Raw genomic sequence first — 467 nt, 5'->3', positions numbered from 1 at the left:
TCAAAGTGTTTATGATCTCCGAACGTATTACCGGTAAGAAGTTTGGGATAGAGTGCCGCAGTATCAAAAGCAGCATCGCCAAGAAAAGTTTTGGGATTAATCAATGGATGCTTTAAAAAGAAATCTTTCAGGGTTGGAATTAAAAGCCTGGAATCATGGACAGACTTGTCTTCATCAGGTGAATCAGATTTCTTTTCAACGGTAATGTCAGGATGGGAAGCTATAAAGTTTTTGTTATAAAAAGCGATATGCCTGATGATTCCAAGACCGTTGGTAATGATGCCAAATTTGAAGACATAACAGAAATGCCCATTGATGTATAACTGTTTAATTTCAGGATTAGCAGACGCGTGCGAAGGCATAGAACCATAAGCGGCTTTATAAGGATCATAATTCTTGTCGAAGCTGTTAGCTTTTGCATAAGCCTTAAGCTGTCTGATAATGCGGTTAGCATACTTGGGATTATT

1 pseudogene is annotated in these 467 nt (G+C 38.3%); it reads right to left on the bottom strand.

Going from position 1 to position 467, the window contains the following annotated elements:
• Positions 1–467, bottom strand: a pseudogene (locus M72_RS14845) (ISNCY family transposase); the annotation flags it as partial.

This window comes from Roseburia faecis (genome assembly GCF_001406815.1).
Classification (GTDB): domain Bacteria; phylum Bacillota; class Clostridia; order Lachnospirales; family Lachnospiraceae; genus Roseburia; species Roseburia faecis.
This window is presented reverse-complemented; position numbering and strand designations above follow the sequence as displayed.